This window comes from Natronorubrum bangense, from assembly GCF_004799645.1.
GTDB lineage: Archaea > Halobacteriota > Halobacteria > Halobacteriales > Natrialbaceae > Natronorubrum > Natronorubrum bangense.
On record NZ_CP031308.1, the window covers coordinates 97,153 to 119,164 of the forward strand.

Below are 22,012 nucleotides of genomic sequence, written 5' to 3' on the forward strand. Positions count from 1 at the left end.
CTCCAACATTCTCTAACTAATGAGTAGCGGGAAGCCGAGATTTGAGAACTACGACCGTGAGGAGGCGGAGGAATTCAGTGGCTTCATCGTCAATTCAACCGCTTATGCGACTGATTTCATCAACCGAACTTCTGACCCCGACGCACTGAGATATCTAGTTGAAGATGTAGAAATCGACGGTCGCGTCTCTGGCAACCGTGACGATGTCCAACAGGCGCTATTGACTTCTACTGTCACTCCATTCGAAGTCAAACAGACTGTCGCCCAACGGAACTACAACTTGGGTGAGACACTCGTCCCGGATACAGTCAAGAAGAACGCGCTCACAGCTATCGAAGTCGGGAAGCCGATCGTTCTCTACGGCCCGACCGGTACCGGAAAGACATACTTCGCTAAGCAGCTTGCACTGGAGGCGTGCATCAACTACTCTATCCACACTGCGACGCCAACGTGGACGCCTGCAGATATCACCGGTAGCATCCAACCGGAGACGGACAAGAATGGGGATATCAAGTACCGTCGTCAGGCTGGCTGCGTCTCACAGGGCATCGAGAAAGCAAACGAGTATCAGGACAATTGGGGAGTCATTATCGACGAAATCACTCGCGCTGACATCTCCCAGGTGTTCGGTCCGCTGTATACTGCCATCGAGGACGAAGACCAGGTGATATTCCGTAATGACGACGGAGACCCGCTCACGCTCACCGATGATGTCAAGATCATCTGTACGATGAATATGTCGGACCGAACGGTGAACGAGCTCGACAATGCAATCACCCGTCGCTTCGCGATGATAGAACTCAGCCGCTACGGTGACGAGGAACGGGCCTCCCTGTTCGACCGCTGGATCGGAGAACTCGGATCCGATGTGGACATTGATCGCGACAAACTACAGGAGCTCTTCGAGAGCCACCACCAAGGGATCAATGAGGGGACAACCACGAGCGGTGAGGACGGAATTATGGAGTTCGGGCCGATGCACTACGAAGACGTCACCCAGTTCCTCAAGCACGCCTGTGGGAACGGTGGACCGTACGCAGGTGAAGAAGACATCGCGGTCGGTCAGGCATTTGCGACCTATATTGCGCCCCGTCTCCTGAACACAGCGGCCTTGCCCCAGATCAATCGCCTTGCGAGTCACTACGAGACGCTCGACAACCAGTTCGAAGCATTCGACCTCAGTCCCGCTATGAACCTCGCGAACCAGCAAGCAGAGGCTGAGGAACGCGAGATGGGCGTCAGCGCCTATGAGTAAGGCTGTCCGCTACGACTACGGAACGTCGCTTTGCTCCGTCCAGGAGAATCGAAAGCTCATCATCGAGGACTGCGATCCGGATACGATCAATACCGAACTTCGGGCGGCGAACTTTGTTCGAGAAGGAAGCAAATTCGTCAAGAAGCGGCCTCGACTACGGACTCGATCCGGGCGAAATACCGAGACGGATGCGCTTCAGGTTCTTTCGGTACGTCTCGTAGGTGACACACTCCACGTCAAGCCCTCAGACGTCGTCGGCATCGTGAGGCTCGTCCCGGGGATGAGTGTCCAGGTCGAACCCAAAGTCGACTGGGAGCACGTCATCCAGATGCTCCTTACGGTCTACGACATCGACAGGACGCAGTCGTATTACGGGGTTCCACTCGACGAATTGGTGTCCAGCGGCATTGAATCCGCTCGCATTATCGCCATCCTGGCGATCAACTATGTTCGTGGCGTCCGAACGATCCGACGCGAGGGGTTCATTCGGGACCTCAATATTCATCGTCGAAACGGATTCGAGGGACTGGGCTCAATCGATGTCGAGCAGACGCTTATGAATCACGCTACCGGGAATCCGGCCCCGACCTGGGTCGAAACACAGGTCGAGTACGCTAACCCTGTGAATTCGGCGATTCATATGGCCGGGAAACTCCTCCTCAGGCTGCTCCAGCAAGATCAAGACGGCCATCAACACCCCCGCCAGGATGTGCTTCTTTCCATGGTTCACCAGGAGGTGGAACGGATGGAAGAGTTGGGAATCCAGAGTAGTCAGAAGCAAATCGGCGGCTATCGTCGGCTCTCCCTCCAAGATCTCCCCCGACAGCGCCATTACTACCGACGAGCCTTCCACACCGCCCAATCAATTCTCTCCTCGACGTTGCTTGGTCAGGCTGGTGGTGGCCCAGAGGAACTCCTCGTCGATTATGCGCTGAGCATGAATATACTGTTCCAGGATTATTCCAATCGAATTCTCAACCGGAAAATCGAAGCCCTACGCCGAATCGACTATCTGGACCAACTGTCGGGAGTCAAATGTAAACCTGAGCCGTTGATCTATCCCTTTGCTGGAAACGCCGACGCCCGACATCAACCTGATCACCTCCTCACGGACGGGGAAGAAACGCTCGCGGTACTGGACTCCAAGTATTATCGGGAGGGCAAGAATCCAGCTAACGATTCTGGGTCCCGGTCGAGGATGTTTGCGTACGCCTATCTCACAGAGACCGATCGGATGGCATTCCTCTGTCCCCAGTATCGCAATGTTCGGCTACCCGTACAACACACTGGGGCAGAGATAGAGGTCGTTTCGCCTGACGGTGACTTCACTTGTGAGGACTACGAGGATGGGATCCGAAAGTACATTTTGGAGACGCTGGCGATCAGCTATCCTGACCTCCACGTTTTCGAGGCGACGACCGATGCGCACCTCAGTCTCAGTGGCGTTTCAGAGGAGGCCCTCTCGGAAGTCCACGATACGAACGGCCCGTTTAGTATCAGCAATCCCGCCACGTTCGCTGACCGGGTCATTGCGGCGATCGCATTCGCGTCCTATGGACCAAACAAACCGGAACTAGAGAATCAGGGCCGGTGGACGAAGTCCCGAATCAAAGAGGCATGTGCAAAGACCGACGAGGAAGACCATCCAAAATACCCGCAACACGAGACAACCTGCGTCCCGATATACGATCCTGAGGGGAACGACGACCATGGGACTGTGACACTCCACTTCCTCAAATCAGACCAAGAGGGCACCTCGGTAAGCACAGAAGGGCCATTTCCCCTGATGTGAACCGTTGTACAGGAGCTACACGCGAAACGGTGTAACGAGCCATCCCGAATCCCGCTTCTTGATTTGCCGACCAAAAATTGGCTCCAAGGAGTAGAACTCATCATCGATTTCCACGTCGAACGAGTCACCGGCACCTTGAACATCACCGTCGACGACGAACTGAATCGCTGGTAACGGGCGTTGGCTGTTGAGATAATCCATCTCTTGTCGCATCGTAGATACCAGCTGGTCACGGAGATCATCGTCTCCTGTAAGGATATCCTCGAGTCCTGATACGCAGATTTCGTCAGGGAGGTCTCGATTCTCGAGCTTCGTCACGAACTCCTCGACAGGAACCCGGTACTCGGCGGACTCTCGCTCGCCGCTAACGATGATATTGTACATGCCCGCCACTGCGTCGATATCACTCATGTCATTACGAACATCTCACAGGAGTGTAAAATATGTTAGTCTCTGAAGAGCTGACGGTACGTCTCTTCCCCGGTGATGTCCGCAAGTTCGGATGCAACGTCCATCATCGTTCCTGTGACCTCCAATTCACGGCGGCCGTCTCTCGGTTTGGTCTCCTCATCGGCATCGTATCTGAGGAGCTGAACTCGTTCGAGAGCCGAGAGCTCGTCAGGGTCCTTCCCTTGGAGGTAGGAAAACCGTTGATCATCGTGCCATCGCGATAGCGTGAAGCCGTCTGTGGTGTCGAAAAGCGCTCGTTCCAGGAGGTCATTTTGGCTAATTTGAGTTCCTCTGCACAGGCGGTTCACGTCGTCAAGTGTGGGGTTCTCCATTGCCAAGAGGCTCAAGTAGATTTCATCGGGAGAGACGTCACCAGCGATGATGTCGTAGATCTCGGCGACAACATCACTAGCGGACATGACCGTTCCGTCGCGGTGGACCTTTCCGTGATGGTTGGAATACTCTCGGAAACACCGTCCGAGTTCGACGACGTTGATATCTCCTTCAGAGATGGTTTGTCCTTCCCGAATCTCCTCCCGTGTCCGTTGAGCAGTCCTGTGCATCTGTCGTCGGAGTGCAGACCAACTGATCGGATCGCGATCCGACGCAGGTCGTGCGACCACGATCACGCTGAAGCTGAGCCCGTCGCCCATTACGAACTCGCTGAGATTGGCCGAAATTGGATACGTCGCAGTCACGTCAAACCCTTCGTCGCACAGTGATTCTAGGAGCATCCCCCAGGATTCTTTTCCGCTATGACGATACGTGAACGTGAGGATGCCATCGTCTTTTAGCACGTCACCCATCCGTGAGAACGACTGTTTGAGTTCCCTCTCGAAGGTAGCCCCGTCTTTGTCGATAGCCGGATTCGCGACGATACTCTCTTCGCGAGGCGTCGTTTCGGGGCCGAAACAGGGATACTCGTCGGCTAGAAGCAGCTGTTGCCAGACGTAGAAGAAGTCTGAGACCTCCGAATAGACGACGTTGTCGTAGTATGGGGGATCAGTGATGATAGCGTCGTACTCCGATTCGAGCTCGACGTCCTGGACGTCGCCTTGGTGGAGTGTGTATTCGCCTCCGACCGGGTTCTCAAACGAAGCCGTCTCTTTGAGCTCTCCGTCCTCGAGGTAGCGTTCCGTCGGATGGTGGGCGAACTCGACGGCGTTGACGATTTTCTCCCACGTATTCTTGAACGTGCCTCGGCCAGCTCTGGTTCCCCAGACGTTGTTTTCCGCGTATTCGACCTGGGGTTGGTAGGTGTTCTGTCTGAAGATCCCCTCGATTTTCGTTCCGGAGATATTATAGATGGAAAAGTTATTTTGGAACATCAGGGAATCGCTGAAGGCGAGGAGGAGATACTCCTTGATAGTCTGGTCGTCGACGTCATCGATTGCAGAGAGCAACGTCGAAAGACAGTAGAGCTGGCGATCATTGAACATGTCCGACCACGTCTCGTAGCCGTGGCGGAAGACATCGTTTCCATTTATTCGAGACGCTGCTGTGATCGCGCCTTCGGGGATTTCGCCCTGTGGGACATACGCACTCAGGTCTTCTGCAGAGTGCCACGCCTCGCTGGTGCGATCGAACTTGGCACGGTCTTCCTCGGTCGCCGCTTTGTAACCCTTGTAGGTAGACCGCTCTTTGCCTTCATCCTCACATGACCGACAGTAGTATTCGATCGCATAGAGCTCTTCAGTATACGACTGTCCGTCAGCAATCGCGTCCACAATGGGGTACTGCAAACCACACGACGAACAGCCGTAATTACCGCCTCGCGTCACTGGGCCGTTCGCTGGAACGAACTCGTGTCGGCACTCGGTGCAGATAGACTCAGTACGATAATCATCGGTCAGGAAGACCGATTCACACTCAGGACAGTAGACGTTGTACTTGTCATCATTCTCGTAGCGACCGTTTGCGACACGGTAGTCTTTGAATAGTGGAATCGTCTCCCCACAGGACGTGCAGTCTAGTTTCCGTACCCAGAACGCATAGACGATGTCTGCAACGTGATCCTCATCGTGAGGGCAGGCTGTCTTGTAGTGGGACTGGAGTTCGTCAGCGACAGCTGTTCTGACATCCTCGAAGGCCCGTTGAAGCTCGTCAATATCGACCTCATGAGCTTCGAGTTCCTTCTTGGTGATAAGCCATGCAACCGGATTCAGGTCGACGCCGGTGACGTCAGCCCCAAAGCGGATGGCTTCCATGAGACTCGTTCCGCCACCCATGAACGGATCGAGGACGGTCTTCCCGTCGACGCGAACGTCTTTCGGATACAGCTCCCAGAGCGCATCTGGATTAGTGAGACTGACCCCCTCGATGAGATCAGAGAGATCCTCAGCGGCGATGTCTTCTGAATCTCCGTCGCCGAAATCGGATAGATTCAGATTTTCCTGATCTGCATTGTGGATTTCAACGGCGCTGGGATCATCGACTAACGAGTACAGAGAGATCGCCCTGAACACGCTCCCGAGCCGTCTGGCCCACCACTTGTGCATTGTGGACAGCGGCCGATAATACATCTTGGCACGTCCCTCTCGATCAGCGAGATCGTTCACCTGCTCGATAGGGAATCCCCGTTCGATAGGGAGCGTATCCCGCGAGTTCGCATCCGGGTCAGACATGGTGGATGGTGGCCCCGCTTTCGTATTTGAAGATTGGCGTCATTCGAACTGGATGGTGACGTCGATGCTCGTGGCAGACTCGGGGATGTTCTCCAGAATGTCGGCGACGATCTCGTGAGATTGTCCGAGTTCGAGCTGAAGATCCGTGTGTGCCTGCTGGAACTCAGCGACACCTTGGAGTCCGCCTGGTGCTGCGTCTTCGCCCTCAGTGTTAAACGAGAGCGATCCGTAGGAGACAGAGCCAGACTCGTGTGATTCGTTCCACTCCTGGCGCATCTCAGCTGGACTGTCGCCCTGATATTCGAAGGTCCAGCCCTCTTCCGGAGGGATACGGAAGCCAGCGCCGGGGAACCAGTCTGCTGGATCCTCCGAACCCGTCGCGCCGACGACGTAGTGCGGATCCTCCTTCCCGAGGTTGGCGAGCAGGAAGTGCTTGACTGCAGCTTCGGGTTGCCCTGCCGCGCAGTCACTCTGGATCGACTGCACCTGGAAAGTAGCTTCCTCCTCGAGGTCGCCGATATAATTCAGGATGCGCTCACCGATGTCATCAGGAACCATCGGAGCAACGACAACAGAGGTCGGTTCACGATCACCAAGGGTACTGACATAGTCGCCTCCGGTTTTGAGTTTGTATCCCTCGGAGAGGAGCGTACTCACTGCGCTGCGGAACGCGGACTCGGTGTTGTCCTGCGGGAGATACACCTCCGTGTCGTTGCGAATGGTCGTCAGCACCTGGCTGGTGTCGGCTTCGCCGGCGGCATCAATCGTCTCCTCGATGCGATCACGAACCTCGTTCGGGCCGATCGTTTCAGCGTCCGAGACGTCGCGGAGCGTTGCATCCGAACGCACCTTGTCGAGGATTTCATTCCCACTGACGAGGACGTATTGGTCTTCGTTTGCCAGCCGCCCAGCAGCCATCTTGACGGCGTCTTCCGGGTCCTGGTCGTGGATCCACACGTCAGTACGCTTGCGGAGGTCGAGTTCGAACAGCTCTAGGTCGACCTCCTTCTTTCCCGCACCGAACCGACCACGGAGTTCGGATTCGACTTCTTCGGTCGACCACTTCTCGACGTCGCTCTCCAGGACGAGTACCGTGTCCTGAGTTAGACCACGGAGTTCGTCCTTGAAGCCGCTGCCGTCGTGGGCCAGAATCGGTTTCTCCTCAAGTCCGTCCTCAACGGCGTTGACAACCGCCTGGACGCTTCCCGGGATGGGATACGTCGGTGCCATCAGGAACTGCTCGTAGATGTCGTCGATGGTCGTCTCGGAACGGCTATCGAGGCGATCGCGGACGATGTCCCAGACGTGGCGCTGGAGGTCGAAGGGATCCGCTTCCGCCGCTGCGGCGATGTTACTGGCGTTCAGGACGGGTTCGGTGGCGACGAAGTTCTCCAGCGACATCTCGGCCGCGTAGTCAAACTCGTTGAGAAGGTCGTCACCGTCGATGATTTCTCCGTAGGCGCTCTCCAGGCGCTCTAGGAGGTCATCCTCGTACTCGTCGTGGAGGTTTGCGATTTCATCGCGGATCTCCTCGGCCAAGTTTTCATCCTTCTTTCGGATCTCCGCCCCGATGACCTCTTTGGCCTTTCCGAGGAACTTCTCCTGCTGTGAGGTGGGTGAGATGGTCTTGCCGTTCTTCGGCTGAACGAATACGAGCGTGTTCCGCCACTGCCGGCCGGCAGGCTGATTCTTGATAATCTCACCGACGCTGTCCGCATCCCAAGGGCCGTTCTTTACGACGGTTTTGATGTTCTGACTATCGGGGACGTTCTCGAGTTCGCCGTCGACGTTGAACCCGACCGCGTGTGCGCCCGAGCCAAACAGCGTTTCGACCTTGTCGCCGACGAGTTCGATCGCGTCTTCGTCGTCAACGTCACGGGCGGCGTTTTTCACAAGCGAGCGCGGGTTCTCATCCTCGCGGATGACGTAGCGGTCGTCGGAGCGCCAGAGGTGGTAGACCTCGCCTTGGAGGCGCTCGAGGTCGACGATGATGTCGTTGATGCGGTCGCCAGCGTGATAGGTTCCGATGACGATGTCGGAAGTGGTCGCGCCTTCCGCGAGTCCCGGCGTGAGCGAGTAGATGAGAACGGTACTGAGGATGGGCCGGCCGTAGGAGATGTCCGCGTCCGCGAGGCGCTCTCGGATGTCGTCGTAACACCGATCCGGCCGGGAATGTTCGACGTTGATCCGGGTGAGTTCGTCATTGTACTCGACGGCGTCGACTGCGCCGTGCGTGATGAGGTCAGTGTCCTGGTACTGGTCAACGAGTACCTTCGCGAAGAGATAGAGCATCCCCCGGGTTGCCCCTGACTCGGTTTCCGCGAAGTAGCGGGTTTTCAGCGAGTCGATGAGGATCGGGTGGAACGGGTAGGTATCGTACATTTCCTCACGGAGGCCGTCCGGAAGATCGACGTAGTCCGTATCCGCGTAGGCTTCGATGTACTGGTCGACGAGCGTGCGCATCGCCGACCGGTCGTTGATAGAGTCAACGAGTCGGTGACGGAGGACCTCCCGGATGTCGACCTGATTGGACATGTTGACCTCGACGCGCTGCTGGCGCGACAGGATATCATGGACGTCCGACCCCTCGCGAAGGACGGAAACGAACGAATAGAGTTCAGTATCGGGGCTCGTGGACGTTTCGAGTAGAGCCTGGAGAAAGCCCTTGTTGGCACCTTTCCGCTGGCCTTTGAGCGCCTGGAAAAAGTCCTCGAGCTCATCCATGAAGAACGCAACCGTACGGTCACCCACCGCGTCCTTGATGACGTCTATCGTAGGGTAGCCTCCTTCGTCGTCGTATTCGCTCTCATCAGGTTCGTAGTCAAGTGCGTCGAACAGCGGCTCCCAGAGGTACTGGTATTGTTTTTTCTGCAGCGAGACGACGATCGGAACAGCGTCGTCAGGAAGCGCATCACCGAGGCCCTCGATTCGGCCATCGGCCCAATCGCTGACGACATCGGGGGATTGGAAACAGTGGTACATCGCCACCATCTGGTGAGATTTACCGGTCCCGTACGGACCGTACATCTCGTGTATACGCGTATTGTCCTCACCCTCGAGGGTGTCACGGAGGCGCTTCATCGAGTCTTCCAACCCACCAGTCAGAAGCGTGCGATCAAAAAATCGCTCCGCGTCAGATTCCAGCGTGTCGGCATCACTGTCGACATCGTAGAGGCGAATCTGGCCTTTGATCAGGCTGCCGCCCTCAGTAAGTTCTGGGCTGAGCGTCAGCACGTCATCGATTTTTGTGTTGAGAGTTCCTTCTGCGCTCATATCTGTCTGACACAATGGCCGACCATCTTATGAAAGTATGTATCTTTACTGTTGTCAACTTCAACTATCCAGCTGTTACCGATTTCAGATTGGCCTAGGAGAATATATTCAACATTATAATGTCTATTAGACTATTCTCGGGGCAGTTATCGTGGAGAACACCATACGATCGACACAGAAGAAAGGAACTCTACCAAGTTGAGGCCTATTGTGCGTCTATTCAGGGTCCATCGTAGACAGCTGTCAATTAGTTCCCCAAATCTCTACTGAGTAGACTCTAAATTGGTTAGTAAAAACTATTACTTAGTAGTGTATTGGTAGGGGCATGACGACAGAGAAACGATCAGTCGTGTTCACCAGCGAGGGGATTACCGTCAAGGAAGAGCGCAAAGCACCGCTTTCGAACGATACGAAGTACGTCACTATCGACGAGCTCGAGTGGGACGATTTCCCGATCGAGAATCTCACGATGGAGGTCACGAGTGTCTGGCCGAAAGTGAGTGACGAAGACGAGACCGCGCTAGAAGCCCTGGAATTCGAAGTAGAACGCCTGGAGCGAGCCGATGCCCAGACCGAAGCGTCGACGTCGGACGACTTCTGGGAGCAGGTGTACGAACAGACGGGAATCACATACGAGGACGGAGAGATCACACTCAGTGGGAATAAGAACGCCAAGGATAACCTGGTCGCGTTCGTCGACTTCCTGCTCGTCAACGGATACCTCACGGAAGGCGATCTCCCGATCAAAAGCGGCTGGAAGCGGTACCTGATCAATACGGAACCGCTTCATCAGAAGGGAGGATCGATGGCAGAGGATGTCGAGGTCACTGATGGGGTCTACCTCGAGACGAAGTATAGTCGAAAAGACATCTGCAAGAAGATCAAGGAACTCGCAGAGCGGGTCGGTGAGCTGGAATAACGATGTCATCGCAAATCGAGCACCAAGATGAACAGCAACGAATCGCAGAACTCGAGCAACGAGTAGCCACACTCGAACGCCTCCACGACGACCAGATACTCGAATGGGCACGGCGGAAACAGCAGGGCCACGAAGAAGCCAAACGTCGTGATGCCCGTGAAAAGCTCGAGACTGGTGAGGTACGAACGATCGTCATTCAGAGTCCGCCTGGCAAGGAGAGTCCGGATGCGTTTACGAAGATTGAAGGAATCGCCACGTTCGTGGATCCAGCAGGAAAGAACCTACCGAGCGGTGCTACCGTCCGGGCAAAGCTGACTGACGTCCGAGAAAGTTCCGCGCACGCGATCGCACTTGAGGTCCTCGACGCCCAATCTTAGTCTTCAGTGAACTCGAACAGCGACGTATCGACGCCGATCATTTTCAGGTACGTCTCATCGCCTGTCGCCTCGGTTAGCCCCTCACAGACGTCTTGGAGTTCGTCGGTATCCCACTGCTCGAGGTATTCGCTCGTCGACTTGTCCTGTTCGAAGCGATATCGGAGGAAGTGTGCCTTATCCAGAGCGGTGAGATCACCGTTATCTTCCTGTGCCTTGCTCTGGACGTAGGCCTGGCGCTTTTCGTCGGCCCAGTCACAGAGGACGAAATTATTGCCCTCGGTTCGGAAGAGGTGCATCTCTTTCATCGTCTCTTCGGCGGCATCGGAGTGTTTGAGATGCTTGTTTAGGTCGTCGTAGGATGGGTTGTACGCCTCGAGGAGGTCGAGGTAGACAGCTTGTTCGCCGCGGGTATTGTCCTGAATAATCCCGTAGATTTTCTGGACGACCTCCTTGGCAGACATAATATCGCTCCCACGATGAACCTCGCCGTGATGTTTGGAGTATTCCTGGAAACATTTCCCCATCTCGATGACACCGATGTCACCAGCTGCGAGATCCCGACTCTCCTCAAGCGTTTCTCGAGTTTTGGTGGCTGTTCGAACGATACGTCGCCGGAGAGAGTTCCACGAGATGGGTTTTCGATCTTTTATCGGGCGCGCAACAATAACAATGTCAAAAGCAACAGCTCCAGCACCTGTAAACTTATTCAGGTCAGAATTAATTGGGTACGTTGCCGTCACTTCGAATTCATTCTCACAGAGAGATTCAAGAAGTTCACCCCATGATTCTTCATCACTGTGGTGATATGTGAAAGCTAACAATCCATCGTTTTTGAGTGCCTGGTTGGCTATGGAAAGTGCTTCACCCATTTCATGCTCAAAGTCCTCAGCCGTCTTATTTAATGCTGGATTCGTTACAATTGAATCTGCTCGTGGAGTATGATCGTTATCAAATCCGGGGTAGATCCCCTCAAGCAGAATCTTTTGCCACACGTAAAACATGTCGGACAACTCCGAGTAAATCACATTATCATAATATGGTGGATCGGTAACAATGGCATCAAATTCTCCTTCGGTAGTAATATTTCTCATATCACCCACGCTAATTTCTGAATTTAGCCCAACTGGTTGAGCGAATGTGGGTGTTTCTTTGGCTTCTCCTTCTTCTACGTAGCGTTCAGTAGGTTTGTTTGCATACTCGACCCCGTTCAATAACATATCCCAGATTGCAGTGAAACTTCCCGACCCAAATTTTGTTCCCCAGACATTATTCTCAACAGGATATGTAGTGGGCACAAATGCATTCGCTTTAAACATATGATCGGCCTTATTATATCCATTATTGTATGTAACGAATTTACAATTGTATCTAATGGCGTCAGAAAAGGCGAGCAACAAAAATTCTCTTAGGTTTTTGTCAGATATGGAGTCGATGCTTTTCAATAATCGTATGTGTTTAGCCCGGGCTGATTTCGGTACTCTCTCGTAGGAAGCGTTCAACGGACGCGATATGAACAGGCAGCAGACATCGGATACGATTCTCAGGGATGGGCTCCGCAGCGGAGCCCATCCCGTTACTTCTGCTGTCACTACTGGTTGGTGGAGTCTGTGAACGCAGACGATTTCACCAAAGAAGAGCTCCTTTCTCGGCTTCTCCAACTTGAGCAACGAGTCGAAGAACTCGAACGGGAGAACAAGCGAAAGGACAAGAAAATCGATCAGAAGGACGAGCGGATAGAAGAACTCGAAACACGCCTTCGCAAATACGAAAATCCGCATACACCGCCCAGTAAGCGACGGTCGGGGACTGACGAGTCCCCGACCTCGCAGGACGACGAAGACGAGAATGTTCGAACCGATGGCGGTACTCCCGGACGGAAGGACGGTCACGACCCTGAGTGGCGTGCAACAGCAGATCCCGACAAAGAGATCGATGTCACCTGTGACTGTTGTCCCGAGTGTGGTGAACACTTCGACGAGTCGGTGGGCGTCAGCCCCCGACTCGTCGAGGAGGTTCCCGATCCACAGCCACCAGAAATCACCCGGTACAACCGTCACTACTACCAGTGCAGCTCTTGTGGAACAGAAACCGTTGCTACACACCCCGACTGCCCCGATGAGGGGCAGTTCGGGGTGAACGTCATCTCTCAAGCAGCACTTTCTCGGTACGATCACCGCCTCCCCTACCGGAAAATCGCTGACCGGTTCGAGCAACTGCATGGATTAGAACTCTCGGGCGCGTCCGCGTGGCACGCGACCGAGCGCGCTGCGCGCGCCGGTCGCTGCGAATACGAACAGATTCGAAGACAGATTCAGCAAGCAGAGATCGTTCACGTTGACGAAACCGGTATCAAACGCGAGGGTGAGCAGGCGTGGATTTGGACGTTTCGGACGAGCGAGCACACGCTATACGCCGTAAGGGAGAGTCGTGGAAGTGATGTTCCCGCGGAAGTCCTCGGCGAGGACTTCCCGGGAACGGTCATCTGCGATGGGTGGACGGCGTATCCAGCGTTCAGCAGTAACCTTCAGCGGTGCTGGGCACATCTTCTCCGAGAAGCTGAAGACGCTGCTAGTGACCACGAGGAGGCAGAGCCCGTTTACCGGTATCTCAAGCAGATGTTCGTCGGTCTCCAGTCGTGGCTGGAGACCGACCCGAGTCTTCGTGAGAGAGCACAGATGCACCGCTCATGCCAGAACGGGCTTAGATCGCTCGTGGGGCGGTCAGTAACCGACGAACCAGTGGCAACACTACTCGGGAAAATCGAAGGAGGGATCGACCACTGGCTCACCTTCGTCGGTGAGCCAGCGGTCTCCCCGACGAACAACGCAGCTGAGAACGCACTTCGTGAACCAGTCGTTCTCCGGAAAATCATCGGGACACTCCGTAACGATCGAGGTATGTTCGTTCACGAGACGATCTTGTCCCTGCTGGCGACATGGCGCCAGCAGGGACGCAATCCCTACGAAGAACTTCGCCGAGTCGTCAACAACAATGAGATGATCTCACGGGCTCACACTGAACCGGCTGTTGAGACTTCGGGGTAAACACGTACCAATAATCTACTGAGACAGAGCAACTGGCGCTCAGTGAACATGTCCTCCCATTTTGTATAACCGTACGGTCGAAGGTCTCCTGCCCCAGGAGCAGATCCTGAAAATTTCCCAGAGGTAGTTTTCCAACCATCTGGGATTTGTTCAGATGGTGCATATTTATGCAGATCGGTTCGAGTGTTCCATTCACGCTTTGCCTCTTCGAATATTTGTTTGTCCTTAGGTTCGGCTTCTTTATACCCTTTATAAGCACTTTTTTCTCTTCCTGCATGATCACACTCTTCGCAATAGTATTCTACTCCATAAAGCCTGAGATTATATCCTTGCTCCTGAATCGCTTTCGTAATTGATTCTTTCTGTCCACACTCTGGACAGTTGTAATAACCTCCCCGGGATACATTTCCATTCTTCGGCTCAAACTCGAAAGAGCACTCATCACATTCCGCCTCGTCTTGCCAATCATCAACAAGGCTTATTGTCTCACAGCCGGGACAAAGTACATTCTCTTTATCATCATTCTCATAACGCCCAGCAGCAACGCGATAATCTTTGAATAAGGGGACAGTTGCATCACAAGAGACACAATCAATTTCTTTCACCCAAAAATTATACATCACGTCCGCGTCGTGCTCGCCGTCGCAATTGGGACACGGCGTCTTGTAATACTGGAGAATCTCATCAGCAACGTCCTCTTTGACTTGCTCGAACGCTTCCTCAAGTTCCTCAACGTCTGTCTGGCCAGCATCGAGCTGCTTCTTTGTGACGAACCATGCCACAGGGTTCAGGTCGACGCCAACGGAGTCGACGCCGAAACGAGAAGCCTCTACGAGCGACGTCCCGCCGCCCATAAACGGATCGAGAATCTTTTTGTCTTTGATCCGGACGTCCTTCGGATAGAAGTCCCACAGTGATTCCGGATCGTCCATCGAGACCTCGCGAATAGCGTCGACGAGATCTTGATTGCTTAATCCATTCCTGCCGAGTGTTTGGTTCTCACCCGGTTCGTACACATCGACATCGTCAATCGTTGTATCATCGTCGAGAAGTGAATAGAGCGTAATCGCACGGAAAAGACACCCCGGCCTGCGTGCCCACCACTTGTGCATCGTGTAGATGGGGCGATACCACTGTTTCGCTCGTCCCTCCTTTTCTGCGATCTCATTCACTCGCTCGATCGGAAAGCCACGTTCGATAGGAAGTTCAGAACGGCCTTCCTCTCGTGGTTGCTGCTCAGACATTTGATATCCCTCCATTTTCACGAGAGACATATAAATCTGGTACTACGCTTGCCTGTCACAGACGAAGTTGGAATTCAACAGTGGTGGTATTGCTGTCAGTAAGAGGTCCTCGTCTCCATTGTAATAGAGTCTCGCTGCCAGTCGCTGCTTGAGAACTCCAATTTGAACGTTCCTGCACTACGGGCCGTCTCCGCATCCGCATAGCGAACAATCGGGTCCGTCGACAGAACTTCGGTCACCCTGTACACACGATATCGCTCCGACTCTGCTTCGAGCAGTTGCGTTTGCGTGGTATTCAGATCGAAATCCTGTTTCGACTCTTTTGTTGATTTGACCTCGACAATCTGTCCATCGGGGTCATTGATAGAGCCGACATCCAAATCTCGGCCGATTTTTGCCTGCCTGACATCGACATCTTGCTTCGCTTCCAGCTGTAGCTTCACGAAGAGCTCACCCAGTGCTCCAATGGTGTGTTTCTCATTGACCATCGAGTCGACCCCAAGTTTCCGAAGGAACGGCCTCCAGTCGTCGACGCCGAGTTCGTCGAACGTCTCCAGGTACGCTTCACTCACGTACCGAGGTCCGGTTCTGAGGGCGTCAGCACCTGCTTCGGCGAAGATACCGCGATTTTCGATCACCGTGTTCGTAGTAAACCAGGGAGCGGCTTGGAGATTTTGAGTCGGAGCATCTGTATCGTCTGCCACAGTCGGGCCGTAGGCTTCACCGAGGAGAAGCTGAGATGGCGAGAGCCAGGAGCCATCTTCTGTTTGTAGTCGGAGGGTTGGCGGATCCTCACCGACTTCCCACTCGCCATCACTCGATGCCCGACAGAGGATTGCCGCTACGAGGTATCGGTCATTCGTCGTGAGAGTGTCCCATTCGACGGTCTGGAGCCATTCTTCGATCAGTGCTCCTTCGGTCAACTCTTCTACATCGTTCTTATCCAGCACCGACCGAATCTCCTCCTTTTCGGCAAGGTCACTATCTACAATATTGAGAGAGGACCGGACCTCTTGTAGCGGGCGCGCAGTCTCGAACTCGTCTAAGTCTATCCCAGTAGGTGGAAGGTAGACCTGCTCTACGTCATCAGTTCCAACTACTCGCCCATCTTCTAATGGCACAGCGGTTGTGCTGAGGATATTTGATTGCCTAAACGAAGCTTTGCTTGAAATCCCCTCGAATACTCGCTCGAAGGTGTTCGTTCTCTCCACACCGGCAACACCCTCGAGCGTCGTCGTGACATCATAGTTCTGGAGAAACTGATGGATGCCGAGCGATTTTCTGCTCTCGATCGTTTGGTAGATCTCCTCGTGTTCCTCGTGAATGGGACGGTCAGCACCCGCTTCCTCTACTTGATCAGCGTCGAAAGCTTCGCCAATGTGTTCGTCAACCACCTGGCAGTCGTCTAATTTGATTCGTTGGCCCGCTTGATCTCGGACTAAACTTGAGCTCTCGACATACTCGTGAATTCTGTTAACGATCTCCGTTGTTACGAACGTGTCTCCCTGCCCTTCTGGTACGAATACGCCAAGGTCAGTCCACCAATCGTCGTGACCAGCAACAACATCGAGGACATCCTTCGCACACTCAACTACGCCCTGTGCGATCTCGCGGTTCCAGGGAAGCTCTTGCTTGATCGTCTGTCGATCAGCAGGCGTGAGGAAGTCTGCGTGAACGAGAAAGTCGAAGTCAGTCTCGAGTTCTTTGAGAGGAAGATAGCTGAATACGCCTGTGTGCAGAGTCCCGCTTTCCGGCCGGGCGAATCCCCCATCATCGTCTACGATACAGGCGATGAACACCTCGCGGTAATCTACACCTCCACGCATATACTGCTCCGTCTTTGGGTCTTCCTGAATGCTGTCCGGCACCTCCCAGAGATGTTTGAACAGTACCCACGTATCCGCCTCCTTCGTCCCATCTGCTAACGACTCCTCGAGTTCTACAACTTCGATAGGATCGAACTGCGCGTCTGCCTCGTCTCTGATCGTCTTCTGCTTTAAGCTGGGGAATTGCTGTCTCGCTCTCTCAACAGACGACGCTAACCCATCATCACGAACGTCGTCTGTCCGGCTAATATGCCGTGAGTTGTCCGAGTAATGATCTTCGATAGATAACTCACGCACATCTTTCAAGAAGAGGAATACACGCCGGTCGATGTTCTCGGAATGGAGGGGTTCGAAGAGTTCGTCTTTCGAAAGCAGTTCCCGGCCCCGTTCGTCCAGTCTAACAACAAACCGGGTAGTATACTCAGTTCCATCGATCTCCGCAGGGACCTCTGTTTCCTTCGTAGCGTTACATTCCCAGGGAACGACTCTCCAGGGGATCTCATCACCGTGTTTTTCCGCACGTTCTCTATCGAACGAGAAGTGGAATTGACCGGAGTGGACCTCGACGCATTGACTGATCTCGAAGATCGATTTGAATCCTACTCCGATGAAGCCGATGTGATCACGGGGATGCTTCGGTGAGACGCCAGCTGCACACAGTCCAGTTACGTCGTCCTTGACATCGTCAGTATCTCTATCCTGGCCTTCGAGTGCACTGTCGGTGAACTTACGCCCGTTGTTGAGAATTTCTAAGCACCAGTCGCCGTCGATCTGCCGGACTTGAAAACGGACTGCACTGGCACCCTCATCGTCTGCGTTTTGGATGAATTCAAGCGGGAAATATGTCGAAGCAAAGTTCATCTGAACGACATTCGAGTGACCGTGGAGACTTGTTCTCACAAGATCAGGCGAATCGGCCAGATATTGCTCTCGAATTCTCCGTACTAATTGGTCTGGATTGCTAGCTTCCATTGATTGGTGATAAATCAGAAGTTCTTAACATATAAATTCCAATAGGGACACTACGACTGGTAGTACGTGTCTGATCCCAATATGGACCTCCCGATTGACCCAACGCAAAACGACGCGTCACCACAAGAACTCATTCGCAATCTTCCCTCACAGGCCGCCCGCCGTCGCGTCCTCCAGGCAGCCGATATCTCCATCGACGTCGACGATCGGAGCTTCGCCGACACGCTCGACGAACTCTCTCAGATCGAACTCCGACGAGCAGCGTCACAGCTCCGCTTTGCGGGCGCCCGGTCAGTCTACTACTACCGAGTCGATGGACTGCGCCAGGTCTCACCCGACGTTGCGACCGGTCGAGTCGGGGATGTGGGCTCCCCGGGCGCGTACGGACCCGAAGTCCAGACCGCCGTCAGGGACCACAACCGTATCTACGTCGTCTGCAATGTCCCCGACACCGGATCCCAGACACAACTGACGATCTCGAAAGAAAACCGGCCGACGACCGTCGCGACGTTCAAACCGAGAACACAGCTCCTCGCCGTTCGGGCATCCGACGACGGCACCGCAGACGCAACCGTACAGGCCGTACTGAGTTATCTCGAACTGGACGATGCAACCCGAATTTCCTTCCACGATACCGGGTTCCGTGGACGGTTCGAGGATGCATGCGTGGATGGGTATTCGACGCTCCGTCTAAGGAATACGAACCCTCGAGACACATCGCGGGAGATCGAGATCCGATCAAAGGAATCCGGAGCTGAGCATGTAGCTGACGTTCGTACCGATGCGATCGTTGAGGACCTACTCCGCCGAGGTGACACAGAACTCGAGACAGCGACGGGACTCGTCACCATCCCGACTGACGTCCGATCGATGGAACACGGCGAACCCCTGCACCCGCGAGTGACGATTGGATTTCCGGATGGGTGGGTAACCTTCGAACAGTTTGTCCCCGAGCAGATATTGATCGAGTTCGACGATTTAGTGCGGGATTCGCTCTGAGAGCGCGCTCGAACGTATTCTCCCTCGTTACTCCCTGGGAAATCCACAGCGATGCCCATACCAGCAAAGTCTCAGTATCTATGACTCGTAGCTCACAGTATGCCCTACTGTCCGAATTGTGGTAGCCAAGTCAAGACGGTCCATCATTACTGCGGATCTTGTGGACAAGCGTTGTCCGAGATTGCAGAGTCAGAGAGCGATCCACCGATGGCGGTCGATAGGGAAGGATTCCTGTCACTGCGATCGCTCTCATACGTCAATGAACTACTGAAGGGAGAGCGAGAACTTGATCATGATTCTGTGTCCTACACGCAGTTATCCCGAGAGGTAAGTGCCGCGTTTGCGGATTTCGCTCGTCTTGCGATGGTCAATGATCTCGATCTTCTTCATCTCTGGGCAGCTGGATCGAACACGGATTCACTGAGTATATCCGTCGACGACATGAACAGCGATCAGTTCCGAGACTGGCTCGCTGCGATTGGGTTGGGACGAACTCTTCGGATGTACGATGACGCACTCCACACTGAGTTTGAGGACGAGTTCAACGACCGACTGCAGAAACTGATCGAGTTTGTGAATGAAGAACTCGACGAAGAGGATATCTCTGAATAGGGAGCTACAGCTGACTGGCTGTCCATATTCCTCGGACAACGCGGTTTTGAGATCAAAGCTGGCCCGCTGAGGACCTCTGTCGAGTATTGGGCGCGGCCATCAGTATCCAGATCGATGGAATCACTCCGGGTAGCCCGATCTTAGTATACATTCAGGAGTTTCGAAGTGCGTTGCATCATTTTGTACTCAAATTATATATGTGAATATGACTTTCGTTACTCGCTATATATTTATACAGGGATAGAAGAATGTCTTCTAAAACAATTTATTTCTAGAAACATTTAAGAAATACAGAAGATATATGCCCTATCCCGACAGGCTAGCGTTTGGTAATAAATGAGCGACTCGAGGAACCGAAATCGAAAATTCTCACGAACAGGTTGCAGTCGATACAATCCGTTGAACAGTGGCTTCACCGCAAATCCGCACAGCGAGATGGCCCGATACAGATCTAGTAGAGGTCAGGTCTCTCAATGACGACAAGGGATCGTCCTACTGGTGAACAACAGAATCCCAATGCTCTTCGACAGCGAGTAGTACGTAGCGGATTCGCTTCGTTCCTTATCCTCTCGCTTGTCGCTGTAGACCCCGTTTTGGCTCAAGACAGCGTCGTGTGTGACGCTGAAGGCTTGCCAGACATGATCTCTGGATTCTTCCAGATTACGACTGCGCTCGGAATTATGGGATTGGTTGTGGTCTGGCAGGCTGATTCACTCGTCGAGATGTTCACGATGAACATTGAGCAGAAAAAGAGCCTCAAACAGCACAAGCGGACGGCGATGAAGTCTGCAGTTATCCTCGTGATCCTCGGACCGCTGTATACGGTTGCTGGATCGGCGATGGGGCTTCCACTCGCTGAGTGTGTCGACCTCGTCCCGTGGTAACTCAACGCTACACTCTGGATCGTCTCTGATTCACTCCGCTCGTGCATCACATTCGTCCTCACATGGTTGCGGTGCTCGCTCTCGTTGCCGTCACGCTCGCGTTTGCAGGGGTGACTGCCGTGAGTGCCGACTCTCCACCACGACCGGGCACTGACGACAGTGAGTTAGACGTCAACGAGACGGCGACGCTCTGGTCGAAAGCTCCGAATGAGTGTCTCAGTGATGCCGAGTACGAGGAGCGATACGATGAACAGCGAACGGCCATGCAGGAACTCGGCAACTGCACGGATATCACGTTCAAAGAACCTCCAGATACCGCGGAACGCTGGACGGCATACGATTACGAGTCACTCGAGGGTGGAAATGCAGAGACTTCGATCTATCCTACCCATGCAGAGCTAACAGATTCTGTCCTCATCGCCGATGCACACGCGACGACGTTCTCGATCCAGCCGTCGACGAGAACACACATAGACGAAAATAGGACCGTTCACTACATCGCACCGGAAGGCGAACTCAGTGGATTCGTCGATTATCGTGTTCGTCTCGACAGCAACTCGTCAATCCAAGACCACGGAATCGACGAAGTCCGCCTTTTACACGATGACGACGTTGTCGAGACCACAGGAGGAACACAGACTCCGACATTCGAATATGCATTCGATGGTGGTGGCCCGGCAACACTCACACTCGAGGCGGATATCAGCGCTCGAGTCGAGCGCGATCGTGGCAATGAAACGGAGGTCATTGCCGATCAGGTGACCGTCTCTCAGGACCTCGATGTGGAGGTTTACGATCTACGGGCGTCGATCTACCACGCATCGTATCCAAACGGCGACAGCGGTGTCGCAATCTATCAGACCCAACCGTGGCATGGATACACGCTTTCGGATGATGGTGAGGCGAACGTCCGTGGTGTGTGGCGATACTACACGGCTCGAGATACCAACTGGGACGATCTGATACACTCGAGTCGGGACGGTCAAGAGTCGACACCATCCGACGCCCTCCCCGTATACGTCCACGCGTATCCATCCGAGCTAGGCCCGCGTTCAGAACCCATCCGTGACGGTCCCAACATTCTCGAGGTCTGGGGGACAGAGAGTTCGTCTCCAGAACCCTCGATTCACGAGAACGTCGACATCGACGTCGTCTCCGAGTCCTACACCCGTTCTTCCGGTCTTGCTCTCCGGTATGATGGCATCGATCGAGATGCTATCAGGGTCGACGGGATTGTTCGCGGTGTCTCAGCAGAAATCATTGAACCCGATGGAGGGTCGGAACGGGAGATACGCGAGAGTGACCTCTCTGTCGAAATCATCGAATCGAATGCGACTGCAGTGACGTTGCAGATCGAGCTTCGTGATGCTGAGACGGGGGCGCCGATCATGCTCGAGAGTCCGTTCGACGATCCTCGATTCTCACTGATTGGCGCTGCTTCGCGTGAGGGCTACATCACAATCGGCGATCAGGTGGTGCGGACGAACGCAGCTGGCATCGCAGAGATAACTGTTCACCAGCCGGGCATCTACACCGCAGAGTACCATCCCGGTTCGTGGCGCTCGCACAACCCAGCCTATATCGGTGATACAACTACAGAAACGTGGCATCCGTTGGCCACCCCGACAGGCTGGTTCACACTGTTAGTCGACCTTATTCGATATGCGATTCCCTTTGCGGTCGCCCTGTACGCAGCGAAGCGGATCGGCTCGTTCTTGAAAATGAGAGATACGTTATGACA

General features: G+C 54.1%; 14 protein-coding genes and 1 pseudogene. 9 read left to right on the forward strand and 6 right to left on the reverse strand.

Annotation, left to right across the window (positions count from 1 at the left end):
• Nucleotides 1-19 precede the first annotated feature (19 nt).
• The gene (locus tag DV706_RS20685; protein ID WP_006065903.1) at nucleotides 20-1,255 is read left to right on the forward strand and encodes an AAA family ATPase; all 1,236 of its coding nucleotides are present in this window, start codon (nucleotides 20-22) and stop codon (nucleotides 1,253-1,255) included.
• Complete coding sequence (locus tag DV706_RS20690) at nucleotides 1,248-3,047, forward strand: hypothetical protein (protein WP_006065904.1); 1,800 nt, start codon at nucleotides 1,248-1,250, stop codon at nucleotides 3,045-3,047. The genes DV706_RS20685 and DV706_RS20690 overlap by 8 nt, the downstream gene beginning before the upstream one ends.
• A gap of 15 nt (nucleotides 3,048-3,062) precedes the next feature.
• Here DV706_RS20690 and DV706_RS20695 read toward each other — a convergent pair whose 3' ends face one another.
• Genes DV706_RS20695 through DV706_RS20705 form a run of 3 tightly spaced genes read right to left on the reverse strand, consistent with a single transcriptional unit; the run spans nucleotide 3,063 to nucleotide 9,394 of the window.
• Nucleotides 3,063-3,458 (reverse strand): hypothetical protein, encoded by a 396-nt coding sequence (locus tag DV706_RS20695; RefSeq protein ID WP_006065905.1) that lies wholly within the window; start codon nucleotides 3,456-3,458, stop codon nucleotides 3,063-3,065.
• 35 nt (nucleotides 3,459-3,493) lie between these two features.
• Nucleotides 3,494-6,121 carry a DUF1156 domain-containing protein gene (locus tag DV706_RS20700; RefSeq protein WP_006065906.1) on the reverse strand — a complete coding sequence of 876 codons (2,628 nt, stop codon included), beginning with the start codon at nucleotides 6,119-6,121 and terminating at the stop codon, nucleotides 3,494-3,496.
• A 39-nt stretch (nucleotides 6,122-6,160) separates the two neighbouring features.
• Nucleotides 6,161-9,394, reverse strand: coding sequence for a DUF499 domain-containing protein (locus tag DV706_RS20705; RefSeq protein WP_006065907.1), 3,234 nt, complete (start codon nucleotides 9,392-9,394; stop codon nucleotides 6,161-6,163).
• A 325-nt stretch (nucleotides 9,395-9,719) separates the two neighbouring features.
• On the opposite strand from DV706_RS20705, the gene DV706_RS20715 reads away from it, so the two are divergent.
• Nucleotides 9,720-10,313: a hypothetical protein gene (locus tag DV706_RS20715; RefSeq protein ID WP_006065908.1), complete on the forward strand. Its 594-nt coding sequence runs from the start codon at nucleotides 9,720-9,722 to the stop codon at nucleotides 10,311-10,313.
• A gap of 2 nt (nucleotides 10,314-10,315) precedes the next feature.
• Complete coding sequence (locus DV706_RS20720; RefSeq protein ID WP_049889763.1) at nucleotides 10,316-10,690, forward strand: hypothetical protein; 375 nt, start codon at nucleotides 10,316-10,318, stop codon at nucleotides 10,688-10,690.
• Here DV706_RS20720 and DV706_RS20725 read toward each other — a convergent pair.
• Nucleotides 10,687-12,132 (reverse strand): hypothetical protein, encoded by a 1,446-nt coding sequence (locus tag DV706_RS20725; RefSeq protein WP_240756940.1) that lies wholly within the window; start codon nucleotides 12,130-12,132, stop codon nucleotides 10,687-10,689. The genes DV706_RS20720 and DV706_RS20725 overlap by 4 nt on opposite strands.
• Nucleotides 12,133-12,297: 165 nt before the next feature.
• Here DV706_RS20725 and tnpC point away from each other — a divergent pair, with 165 nt between their 5' ends.
• Entirely contained in the window at nucleotides 12,298-13,734 is a 1,437-nt protein-coding gene (gene tnpC / locus DV706_RS20730) for an IS66 family transposase (protein WP_029601814.1), read from the forward strand.
• Nucleotides 13,735-13,742: 8 nt separating this feature from the next.
• Here the strand turns inward: tnpC and DV706_RS20735 are convergent.
• Together DV706_RS20735 and DV706_RS20740 are read right to left on the reverse strand one after the other, a co-directional pair.
• Nucleotides 13,743-14,978: pseudogene (locus DV706_RS20735) on the reverse strand (DUF1156 domain-containing protein); the annotation flags it as partial.
• A 95-nt stretch (nucleotides 14,979-15,073) separates the two neighbouring features.
• Nucleotides 15,074-17,665 (reverse strand): protein NO VEIN domain-containing protein, encoded by a 2,592-nt coding sequence (locus DV706_RS20740; RefSeq protein WP_006065912.1) that lies wholly within the window; start codon nucleotides 17,663-17,665, stop codon nucleotides 15,074-15,076.
• 177 nt (nucleotides 17,666-17,842) lie between these two features.
• On the opposite strand from DV706_RS20740, the gene DV706_RS20745 reads away from it, so the two are divergent.
• The 4 genes from DV706_RS20745 to DV706_RS20760 all read left to right on the forward strand — a co-directional run bounded on the left by DV706_RS20745 (nucleotide 17,843) and on the right by DV706_RS20760 (nucleotide 22,010).
• Nucleotides 17,843-18,775, forward strand: coding sequence for a hypothetical protein (locus tag DV706_RS20745; protein WP_240756942.1), 933 nt, complete (start codon nucleotides 17,843-17,845; stop codon nucleotides 18,773-18,775).
• Nucleotides 18,776-19,216: 441 nt separating this feature from the next.
• Nucleotides 19,217-19,387 carry a hypothetical protein gene (locus DV706_RS22190; RefSeq protein ID WP_240756943.1) on the forward strand — a complete coding sequence of 57 codons (171 nt, stop codon included), beginning with the start codon at nucleotides 19,217-19,219 and terminating at the stop codon, nucleotides 19,385-19,387.
• Nucleotides 19,388-19,860: 473 nt separating this feature from the next.
• The gene (locus DV706_RS20755) at nucleotides 19,861-20,271 is read left to right on the forward strand and encodes a hypothetical protein (RefSeq protein WP_083902035.1); all 411 of its coding nucleotides are present in this window, start codon (nucleotides 19,861-19,863) and stop codon (nucleotides 20,269-20,271) included.
• A 62-nt stretch (nucleotides 20,272-20,333) separates the two neighbouring features.
• Nucleotides 20,334-22,010, forward strand: a complete 1,677-nt coding sequence (locus tag DV706_RS20760) for a hypothetical protein (RefSeq protein ID WP_006065916.1) — start codon at nucleotides 20,334-20,336, stop codon at nucleotides 22,008-22,010.
• Nucleotides 22,011-22,012 lie beyond the last annotated feature (2 nt).

Excerpts from the sequence above, each read along its gene's own strand:
- DV706_RS20740 (WP_006065912.1), bottom strand. The coding sequence starts at position 17,665 with ATGAACTTTGCTTCGACATATTTCCCGCTTGAATTCATCCAAAACGCA.
- DV706_RS20700 (WP_006065906.1), bottom strand. The coding sequence starts at position 6,121 with ATGTCTGACCCGGATGCGAACTCGCGGGATACGCTCCCTATCGAACGG.
- DV706_RS20755 (WP_083902035.1), top strand. The coding sequence starts at position 19,861 with ATGACGACAAGGGATCGTCCTACTGGTGAACAACAGAATCCCAATGCT.
- DV706_RS20760 (WP_006065916.1), top strand. The coding sequence starts at position 20,334 with ATGGTTGCGGTGCTCGCTCTCGTTGCCGTCACGCTCGCGTTTGCAGGG.
- DV706_RS20715 (WP_006065908.1), top strand. The coding sequence starts at position 9,720 with ATGACGACAGAGAAACGATCAGTCGTGTTCACCAGCGAGGGGATTACC.
- DV706_RS20695 (WP_006065905.1), bottom strand. The coding sequence starts at position 3,458 with ATGAGTGATATCGACGCAGTGGCGGGCATGTACAATATCATCGTTAGC.
- DV706_RS20705 (WP_006065907.1), bottom strand. The coding sequence starts at position 9,394 with ATGAGCGCAGAAGGAACTCTCAACACAAAAATCGATGACGTGCTGACG.
- DV706_RS22190 (WP_240756943.1), top strand. The coding sequence starts at position 19,217 with ATGAACAGCGATCAGTTCCGAGACTGGCTCGCTGCGATTGGGTTGGGA.
- DV706_RS20690 (WP_006065904.1), top strand. The coding sequence starts at position 1,248 with ATGAGTAAGGCTGTCCGCTACGACTACGGAACGTCGCTTTGCTCCGTC.
- DV706_RS20720 (WP_049889763.1), top strand. The coding sequence starts at position 10,316 with ATGTCATCGCAAATCGAGCACCAAGATGAACAGCAACGAATCGCAGAA.
- DV706_RS20685 (WP_006065903.1), top strand. The coding sequence starts at position 20 with ATGAGTAGCGGGAAGCCGAGATTTGAGAACTACGACCGTGAGGAGGCG.